The sequence below is a fragment of the Shewanella sp. MF05960 genome, assembly GCF_050849305.1.
Taxonomy (GTDB): Bacteria; Pseudomonadota; Gammaproteobacteria; order Enterobacterales; family Shewanellaceae; genus Shewanella.
Window position 1 is genome coordinate 44,226 of the sequence record NZ_JBOZPS010000024.1, and the last position, 9,580, is coordinate 53,805.

9 protein-coding genes and 2 tRNA genes are annotated in these 9,580 nt (G+C 39.9%); 6 read left to right on the forward strand and 5 right to left on the reverse strand.

Annotated elements, in window-relative coordinates:
- Positions 1-201: 201 nt before the first annotated feature.
- The 3 genes from ACROAE_RS18645 to ACROAE_RS18655 all read right to left on the reverse strand — a co-directional run bounded on the left by ACROAE_RS18645 (position 202) and on the right by ACROAE_RS18655 (position 1,940).
- Positions 202-278, reverse strand: a tRNA-Val gene (locus tag ACROAE_RS18645).
- Positions 279-326: 48 nt separating this feature from the next.
- Positions 327-403, reverse strand: a tRNA-Val gene (locus ACROAE_RS18650).
- A gap of 175 nt (positions 404-578) precedes the next feature.
- The gene (locus ACROAE_RS18655; protein ID WP_432405022.1) at positions 579-1,940 is read right to left on the reverse strand and encodes an MATE family efflux transporter; all 1,362 of its coding nucleotides are present in this window, start codon (positions 1,938-1,940) and stop codon (positions 579-581) included.
- 29 nt (positions 1,941-1,969) lie between these two features.
- Between ACROAE_RS18655 and ACROAE_RS18660 the strand changes: the two genes are divergently transcribed.
- A complete protein-coding gene (locus tag ACROAE_RS18660) occupies positions 1,970-2,590 on the forward strand; it encodes a riboflavin synthase subunit alpha (RefSeq protein WP_432405025.1) in 621 nt (206 codons plus the stop codon).
- A gap of 90 nt (positions 2,591-2,680) precedes the next feature.
- Here ACROAE_RS18660 and ACROAE_RS18665 read toward each other — a convergent pair whose 3' ends face one another.
- Complete coding sequence (locus ACROAE_RS18665; protein ID WP_432405028.1) at positions 2,681-2,881, reverse strand: CPXCG motif-containing cysteine-rich protein; 201 nt, start codon at positions 2,879-2,881, stop codon at positions 2,681-2,683.
- A 511-nt stretch (positions 2,882-3,392) separates the two neighbouring features.
- Here ACROAE_RS18665 and thrS point away from each other — a divergent pair.
- The 5 genes from thrS (at position 3,393) to ACROAE_RS18690 (ending at position 8,271) form a co-directional block, all read left to right on the forward strand.
- On the forward strand, positions 3,393-5,321 hold the full coding sequence (gene thrS, locus ACROAE_RS18670) for a threonine--tRNA ligase (RefSeq protein WP_432405031.1): 1,929 nt from the start codon (positions 3,393-3,395) through the stop codon (positions 5,319-5,321).
- A gap of 3 nt (positions 5,322-5,324) precedes the next feature.
- Entirely contained in the window at positions 5,325-5,867 is a 543-nt protein-coding gene (gene infC, locus ACROAE_RS18675) for a translation initiation factor IF-3 (RefSeq protein ID WP_432405045.1), read from the forward strand.
- Positions 5,868-5,949: 82 nt separating this feature from the next.
- The gene (gene rpmI, locus ACROAE_RS18680) at positions 5,950-6,144 is read left to right on the forward strand and encodes a 50S ribosomal protein L35 (RefSeq protein ID WP_011496149.1); all 195 of its coding nucleotides are present in this window, start codon (positions 5,950-5,952) and stop codon (positions 6,142-6,144) included.
- Between the two features lie 18 nt (positions 6,145-6,162).
- Positions 6,163-6,522, forward strand: a complete 360-nt coding sequence (rplT, locus tag ACROAE_RS18685; protein WP_182773354.1) for a 50S ribosomal protein L20 — start codon at positions 6,163-6,165, stop codon at positions 6,520-6,522.
- 555 nt (positions 6,523-7,077) lie between these two features.
- On the forward strand, positions 7,078-8,271 hold the full coding sequence (locus ACROAE_RS18690) for an amino acid aminotransferase (protein WP_432405038.1): 1,194 nt from the start codon (positions 7,078-7,080) through the stop codon (positions 8,269-8,271).
- Positions 8,272-8,361: 90 nt separating this feature from the next.
- Here the strand turns inward: ACROAE_RS18690 and yvcK are convergent, their stop codons facing one another.
- Entirely contained in the window at positions 8,362-9,303 is a 942-nt protein-coding gene (gene yvcK, locus ACROAE_RS18695; protein ID WP_432405042.1) for a uridine diphosphate-N-acetylglucosamine-binding protein YvcK, read from the reverse strand.
- Between the last annotated feature and the right edge of the window lie 277 nt (positions 9,304-9,580).

Here is a 9,580-nt window from a genome sequence, read left to right on the forward strand (position 1 = left end):
GCACATTGTGCCATTTAGACATTTATGGTGGTAATTTGGTGATTTAAAGACGTGTTACGTTAAGCGATAATTTTTGGCTGAAATTGAGTTTTTTTGTATATCAACCTATTTGGAGCAATGATTTTTTGCATGGAAGCTGCAATGTAAGCTAGTAGTTAGAGGGGTTATGACTGAATTTTTCAAAAAGGTTACAGCGAGAAATGGTACACCCGAGTGGACTCGAACCACCGACCCCTACCATGTCAAGGTAGTGCTCTAACCAGCTGAGCTACGGGTGTATTGTTTACTTTTAACAAAAACTGACTGTTTATACTCTGTCAGAAGAGTGGTACACCCGAGTGGACTCGAACCACCGACCCCTACCATGTCAAGGTAGTGCTCTAACCAACTGAGCTACGGGTGTATCGTTTAAAGTAAACATTAATTACGTTTTGCTTCAAAGCGGTCGCTATAGTAAGTGGGATAGCCTACCGCTTGCAAGTAAAAAAATCATTTTTATGATTAAATGGTGATTTGCTGTGCAACTTGATTCAAGGTTAAACAATATGAATGATTAAACCTTGAAAATGTTGCCCTAATTACCCAATCTGTTGAAACTCAAATCCTTTCTTCTGTATGTACTTTAAGCGTATTGCAAACAATATTGCGGCTACTGTTAAACCGGCTATTAAACCAATCCAAAATCCATGCGCCCCGATTGGTTCAACAATGATGTTGGTATAACCTAAAATATAGCCCGTCGACATACCCACAAACCAATATGAAAACAGCGTGATGTAAAATGCACTTCGGGTGTCTTTATAACCGCGTAAAGCGCCAGCTGCGACGACCTGGACTGAATCTGATATTTGGTAAAAGGCTGCCAGCATCATTAAGCTGCCTGCTAATGCAACCACTTCAGGGTTGTCGTTATAGAGCAAAGCGATTTCATGTCTAAATGTAACTGTTAATAATGCCGTGCAAACCGCTAACACAAAGGATAGTCCTAATCCTACTCTGGCAACTAAGGCTGCTATTTCAGGTTGGTTACGGCCAAGGTAATAACCAATACGGATTGAAACAGCGATGCCGATAGATAATGGCAACATAAATACAATCGATGAAAAGTTAAGTGCTATTTGATGGCTAGCAACAACATTTGCCCCTAACGGCGCAAGAAAGAGTGCAATCACCGCAAATAAGCTCACTTCAAAAAACAAAGCCATGGCAATTGGCATGCCCAGTTTAGTCATTGACCACATGCTGGCTAAATGCGGACGATAAAACTGCTTAAAAGGCCCAAGTTCTTTAAAGGTCTTATCGACTAACATATAAATAATCATCGCGGCTAACATTGCCCAAAACACTAATGCCGTTGCTACGCCGCATCCTGCACCGCCCATAGCGGGAATGCCGAAGCCTCCATAGATAAAGATATAGTTAGCTGGGATGTTCACAGCTAAACCAACAAAGCCAATCACCATGGTAGGCATGGTGTAAGATATTCCTTCACTGCAGCCACGTAATACTTGATATAAGACAAAAGCGGGGGCGCCCCATAAAATCGCATCAATATACCCCACAGTTAATGCATGTAATTGCGGTTCTAAATGCATTAAATCAAGTAAATAGGTAGAAGATGCGAGAAAGATCATCACGCCAATCCCACCAATTATGGCAATATAACCTGCTTGAAATATGAGAGACGGGATCACTTGTTGATTATTTGCACCATGATGTTGAGAAAACACTGGCGTAAAAGTCATTAATAAACCTTGAACAAATAAAATAGCAGGCAACCATAAACTGGTACCTACAGCCACTGCAGCCATATCGACCGCACTGACTCTTCCAGCCATTACCGTGTCGATGAATCCCATCATGGTTTGTGTTACTTGGGCAATAAGTACCGGAAGCGCTAATTTTATTAAGCGCTGAATTTGAAAACCTGTATTATTCATTAAAAAGCCTATTACGGAACGAGAGAAATATGTTTACTGGTATAGTTCAAGCCACTTGTGAAGTGGTATCAATACAAAAAACTGCAGGACTTAACACCTTTGAAATCCTTATGACATCAGAGTTAACAAAGGGATTAGTGACAGGTGCAAGTGTTGCCAATAACGGCGTTTGCCTAACAGTAACCAAGATACTAAATGATAAGGTTTTCTTTGATGTAATGGAAGAAACATTAGCGCTGACTAACCTAGGTAACACCCGTGTTGGGGATAATGTCAATATTGAACGTTCGTTGACATTTGGAACCGAAATTGGCGGACATATTTTATCGGGACATGTGCATACTCAAGCTACCGTTGGTGAAGTCAGTAATACTGCGGAACATTATAATATTGAACTTAACGTTGACCCGCAGTGGATGAACTACATTTTTTATAAAGGTTTCGTCGGCATTAACGGGTGCAGTCTAACAGTAGGTAAGGTAAGTGATAGCGGCTTTATGTTGCACTTAATTCCCGAAACATTGAAATTGACTAATTTAAGTCAATATAAAATGGGTGATAAGATTAATATCGAAATCGATAGTCAAACACAGGTGATAGTCGACACTGTTGAGCGGATATTGGCAAAAAAGCAGTTACTCAATAATTAATGTATGCCTAATACTCATAGTGATAAGCATGTAACGCCATTATTGTTGCCATTATGGCGTTACCCTCTTAAAAATGGTTGTCTTTTAAGCCTAATAAATTTGTTCATCATCTGAATCGACATGCAGCTGAATCATTCGGCGGTTTTCATCTAAGTGCATACGGATATGAATGGGGTTACAACAGATGCGACAATCATCATAATATTCTTGATCGCCAGCACTCGCATCGATTGTGACATGTTGATGATGACCGCAATGCGGGCAACAAATTGGGCGCGATAATAATCTCATTTTAAACCTCCCACTGATGTTGTTATAAACAGTATAGTGGCCTCCTGTTATTGTGGATCATCCATTTGTTTGATTTATGTCTGTTGAAATTATTTGATTCTAAATGTAGGTTTTTAATGAATTTCTTAATAATAAATAATAATATCAGTAGTGTAGCGAGTGATTAAAATCAGCTCAAACAAAGAATCCCGCGAGGTGTTTAAAAAAAGGCTGGCAATATCAATGCTAATTCGTTGTATCTAAAAATAAATAACGTAGAACATTAAAAAGGAGTGAATGTCATAATTTATCCTTCGGACAACTATATTTTCTAAAATCATCAAATATAGTCGTTATTCAGCCTTATATAGTTGCGCCATAAACGGCTTATCACTTAGAATAAAGGCTACGTTTATGGGTAACTAAGACTCCTGTACTGTCTTGATTTCATTAACGTGTCTCTCGTTCCAAAAGAACATACTTAATTACCATGTGGCCCTACGTGTGGGTCACCACTGGACAAGGACATTTCATGCCTATTATTACATTGCCTGATGGCAGCAAACGTGAGTTTGCCAATCCTGTATCGACTCTTGATGTTGCATTAGACATCGGCCCTGGTTTAGCTAAAGCGTGTATCGCTGGCCGAGTTAACGGTGAGCTTAAAGACGCAACAGACTTAATCACAGCAGATTCAGAACTCGCTATCATTACGGCTAAAGACGACGAGGGTGTTGTAATCCTTCGCCATTCTTGTGCGCATTTATTAGGTCACGCGATCAAACAAATGTGGCCTGAAACAAAAATGGCTATTGGCCCTGTTATCGATAACGGTTTTTACTACGACATCGATTTGGACCACAAGTTAACGCAAGATGATATCGAAGCACTTGAAAAGCGAATGCTTGCGCTAGCAAAAACCAATTACGACGTGGTTAAAAAAGTCGTTTCTTGGCAAGAAGCGCGTGACGCTTTTAGCGAACGTGGCGAAGAATACAAAATTGCTATTTTAGATGAAAACATCAGTAAAGATGCAACTCCAGCGCTATATCATCACGAAGAATATGTTGATATGTGTCGCGGACCGCACGTGCCGAATATGCGCTTTTGTCAAAACTTTAAGTTAATGAGTGTTGCGGGTGCGTATTGGCGTGGCAACTCTGATAACAAAATGCTGCAACGTGTATACGGAACAGCGTGGGCAGATAAAAAAGCCCTTAAAACTCATTTAGTGCGTTTAGAAGAAGCAGCCAAGCGTGATCATCGTAAAATTGGCAAACAGCTAGATTTATACCATATGCAAGAAGAAGCGCCAGGAATGGTGTTTTGGCATAATGATGGTTGGAGCATATTCCTAGAGCTTGAAAAGTTTATTCGTCAAAAATTAGGCCAGTACACTTATCAAGAAGTTAAAGGTCCATTAATGATGGATCGTTCTCTATGGGAACGTTCAGGTCACTGGGATAAATACTCAGAAGCCATGTTCACAACCAGCAGCGAAAGCCGTGAATACGCGATTAAACCAATGAACTGTCCTGGTCACGTACAGATTTTCAATCAAGGTTTAAAATCGTATCGCGACCTGCCATTACGTATGGCTGAGTTCGGTTGTTGTCATCGTAACGAGCCATCGGGTTCATTACATGGATTAATGCGCGTACGCGGATTTACTCAAGATGACGCTCACGTATTTTGTACTGATGATCAAGTTCAGCAGGAAGTGAGTGCATGTATCCAAATGGTATATGACACATACGCAACCTTCGGCTTTGAAAACATTGTCGTAAAACTGTCAACACGCCCTGAAAAGCGTATTGGCGATGATGCGATGTGGGACCGTGCAGAAGAAGCTTTGAAGCAAGCATTAGCCGCAAATAATATAGAATATGATATATTACCGGGCGAAGGCGCGTTTTATGGCCCAAAAATCGAATTTACCTTACATGATTGTTTAGATCGTGCATGGCAATGTGGTACAGTACAGCTAGATTATGCATTACCGACTCGTTTAGGTGCTACTTATGTAGCTGAAGACAACAGTCGCCAGACGCCGGTAATGATCCATCGTGCTATTTTAGGTTCGTTAGAACGTTTCTTAGGTATCTTGATAGAAGAATACGCGGGTAAATTCCCAACTTGGCTTGCTCCAATGCAAGTCGTTGTAATGAATATTACCGATAAACAAGCTGATTATGTTGAAGAAATCGTTAAATTCTTCAAAGAACAGGGTATTCGAGCATCTTTTGACTTGAGGAATGAGAAAATAGGCTTTAAAATACGCGAACACACACTTAGACGTGTGCCTTATTTGTTGGTCGTTGGTGATCAAGAAATGGAAAATAAGGAAGTCGCGGTGCGTACACGTGACGGTATTGATTTAGGCAAGTTAAAATTAGAAGATTTCGCCTCTATAATACGTCAACAAATTTCGCTCCGTAGTCTCAAATTGTTGGAGGAATAGGTCATAAAGATCAAAAGAACAGCAGGGCGACAGCCAGCCCCTAATAGAATCAATGATGAAATCACTGGTGTTCCTGAAGTCCGTTTGTCGGATTTAGAAGGAGAACCAATTGGTATCGTTAGTATTAAAGAAGCTCAGAGTATTGCAGATGAAGCCGGTGTTGATCTTGTAGAGATCAGCCCTAATGCTGAGCCTCCGGTCTGTCGCATAATGGACTACGGTAAGTTCCTTTTTGATAAAGCGAAAGCTCAAAAAGAACAAAAAAAGAAGCAGAAACAGGTCCAGGTGAAGGAAATTAAATTCCGTCCCGGCACTGATGAAAACGACTATCAGGTAAAACTACGCAACCTGATTCGTTTTCTAGAAGATGGTGACAAAGCGAAAATTACGCTGCGTTTCCGTGGTCGCGAAATGGCACACCAAAACCTAGGTATGGATCTTTTGAACCGTATCAAGGCTGATTTGGAAGAGTATGCGGTTGTCGAATCTTTCCCGAAAATGGAAGGTCGTCAAGCAATTATGGTGCTAGCACCTAAAAAGAAATAGTAGGGCAACCTAAAGTAGCAAAAGTCTCTTGAGGCTTTTGCTCGCCTTACGTTTATTAACGTCCCAATGCGGAGTTTTAGAAATGCCTAAAATGAAAACAGACAAGGGTGTAGCGAAGCGTTTTAAGAAAACCGCTAATGGTTTCAAGCGCAAGCAAGCACACTTACGTCACATTTTGACCAAGAAGAGCACTAAGCGTAAGCGTCACTTACGTGCTAAATGTTTAGTTGCTAAGTCTGATGTGCCAGCAATTGCACGTCAACTACCATACGCTTAATTAAAGGAGAGATAAACAATGCCTAGAGTTAAGCGTGGTGTAACCGCTCGTGCTCGTCACAAAAAAGTACTTAAACTAGCTAAAGGTTATTATGGCGCTCGTAGCCGTACTTACCGTGTTGCTGTTCAAGCAGTAACTAAAGCTGGTCAATATGCTTACCGTGACCGTCGTCAGAAAAAACGTCAATTCCGTCAATTATGGATTGCTCGTATTAATGCGGCTTCACGTCAAAATGGTCTGTCTTACAGCCGTTTCATTAACGGCTTGAAAAAGGCGTCTATTGAAATCGATCGTAAGATTTTGGCTGACATCGCTGTTTTCGACAAAGTTGTATTTGCAATTTTAGTTGAAAAAGCAAAAGAAGCATTAACTAATTAATTAGTGAAATGCTTTAGAAAAGGAACCTTCGGGTTCCTTTTTTTATGCCTAAAAATAAGTTAAAACTCTTTTAATTTTAAATGCATTTACGATAAATAGTCTTATGCATCGGTAATCAATCGTCTAAATACATGTGGTTTATCAAAAAAACGTAATCATCAAAATGTAAAAAATGGTTTTAAATTTTGCAGTGTGTGTAAATTTTGTCAGCGATAAAATCTGTATTCAGTGAATACATTTCCCCTGAGCCATTTTATAAACACTCAGCACAATATCTTCAACGCCATTCACACAAAGCAGTGCACATAAAATACTGCTAACAAAAAATGCCTATCAGAAATTGACGAATAGAACATAAACCGAGTTAACATTGCGCTTCTTATATTAAAATTTTATCGAAATCACCGATTAAATAGAAGTTATCTTAAAATTTTTGATTTAATCTTAATGATTGTGTCATTTTATCCCAACAATTAAAAATCTCACTACTCAGCTTGTCGATACAATGGTATAACTAAATAAAATTTGTCTCTTCCCTCAATTAGGATAGTTGTAATGATCTTTTCTGAAGTAACGCTTGCTCCAGCGGACCCAATTTTAGGCTTAACTGATGCTTTTAAAGCCGATACTCGCGCACATAAAGTTAATTTAGGTGTTGGTATTTATAAGGATGAGGCAGGGCAAACGCCAGTGCTGAAATCAGTAAAAAAAGCAGAAGCTATTTTACTTGAAACAGAAATGACCAAAAACTATTTAGGCATTGAAGGTGTTCAAGCTTATAACCAGGTAGTACAAGAGTTACTGTTTGGTGCGGATAACCAGATTATTAAAGACAAGCGTGCAGTAACAGCACAAGCACCAGGTGGAACCGGTGCCTTACGTGTTGCTGCCGAGTTTTTAGTTCGAAATACTCAATCAACAACGATTTGGGTGAGTAATCCGACATGGGCTAATCACCAAAATATTTTTGAAACTGCCGGCTTAACGGTCAAAGAGTATCGTTATTATAAAGCCGAAACTCACGACATGGATTTCGATGCGATGCTGGTCGATCTTAATCAAGCTCAAGCTGGTGATGTGGTGCTATTGCATGGCTGTTGTCATAATCCAACTGGCATTGATCTATCTTTAGCGCAATGGAGTCAGGTTGCGCAAGTTTGTTTAGACAAGCAGCTTTTACCATTATTTGATTTTGCATACCAAGGTTTTGGTGCTGGTATTGAAGAAGATGCACAAGGTCTTCGTACTGTATCGGCTTTGGTACCTGAGTTACTTATCGCGAACTCATTTTCAAAAAACTTTGGTTTATACAATGAACGTATTGGTGCGGTAACGGTTGTAGCACAAGATGATAGCGCAGCGATTAACAGCTTTAGCCAAATCAAAAAAACAATTCGTGCAAATTACTCTAACCCTCCTGCTCATGGCGGATTAATTGTGAGTACTATTTTGGCAAACACCGAGTTGCGTCAACAGTGGGAAGCAGAATTAACTGAAATGCGCCAACGCATTGCAGAAATGCGTACGTTATTTGTAGACAGTCTAAAAGCAGAAGGCGTAGAGCAAGACTTTAGTTTTATTTCACGTCAAAACGGTATGTTCAGTTTCTCTGGTTTAAACAAGCAACAAGTGGCTCGTTTAAAAGATGAGTTTGCCATTTATATCGTTGGTTCAGGTCGCATTAGCGTCGCTGGCCTAACTAAAAACAACATGCCAGCAGTATGTAAAGCTATCGCACAAGTGCTGTAAAAAAATCGAATAATAATTAAGGCTGCTTTTGCAGCCTTTTTTATTGATTTAATTTTCTTGTTTAGAAACTCATCCTTGAACTCCGCGGTATTAATTAAGTTCAGGGATCTGTTGTTGGGCTAAATGAAATTGACATACTTGTTCAATTGCTTCAGCTAAAGACTGTTTATCATGTAGGCCGGGATGGTGCTGACTGACTAAGTTAAATTGATTAAAACGCACTTCATTGCTGTAATGACTGGCTATTTTTTGTCCCTGCCCATGTTGGATAACATCGACAATCACCTTTTTACCGATAATTTGATTTAACCAAACAATTTTATCTTCAATGCTAAACGTACTAGCTGGAGAATACTCAGCAGTTAAGTTGTCGATAAGCATCACATGCGCATTTGAGTTTCTAATACTTTCGGCAATTTCAGGAATGAGCAGTGGCGGCAAAATACTGGTTAAAAAACTACCTGGCCCCAAAATAATCAATTGTGATTTTTCAATGGCCAAACACGCTTCCAATGTTGCTTGTACTTGTGGTTCTAAAGATAAAGCGATTGGTGCCTCGGTCATACCATCAACATTTAATTCACCAAACACTTTTGCGCCACAATGACTTAGTGCAACTAAATGAGTTGATGCTTCAGACATGGGGATGATTTGCGTTTCGATTTTTAAAATCCCGCGAATTAAATTGACTGCATCGAGTGGGCGTACGCACAATTGGTCAAGCGCGTGTAACACCACATTGCCCAAATTATGCCCAGCAAGCTCATTGTCGCCAGTAAAACGGTGGTCAAATAGCATAGAACCTAAAGAAGGGCGGTGAGCTAAGTGTGATAAACAATTACGTAAATCACCCCAAGCAATAGTTTGTTGGTCTTGTCTTAATCGTCCTGTTGAACCGCCATTATCTGTGGTGGCAACAATGCCGCTTAATTTAGGACCTAAAAAAGCGAGTGCAGCAAGTATTCTGCCTAACCCATGACCGCCACCGATGGCTACGACATGATCAATATTCATTAATTTTTGATTTAACATAGCGTTGTTCTCAAATCCTTGAGTGCTGAATGTTACGCGGCGAATAATAAGTGATGAATGCGCGCCGCAAATATAGCTTCGATTCTAACCGTTTAGTGACATTAACGTGTAATTAATTTTAAGCTTTCGTGATCATCGCGTTATGATGACTATCTAGCGTCAATTAACTTGGCCGGTTCCGCGTCAATTATCTTGGCCGGTTGACACCGAATTTTATTTGCTCTTATTGAGCGCTGTTTTGCGTCGGTAACTTTCACCTTCGCAATGAATAATCGTT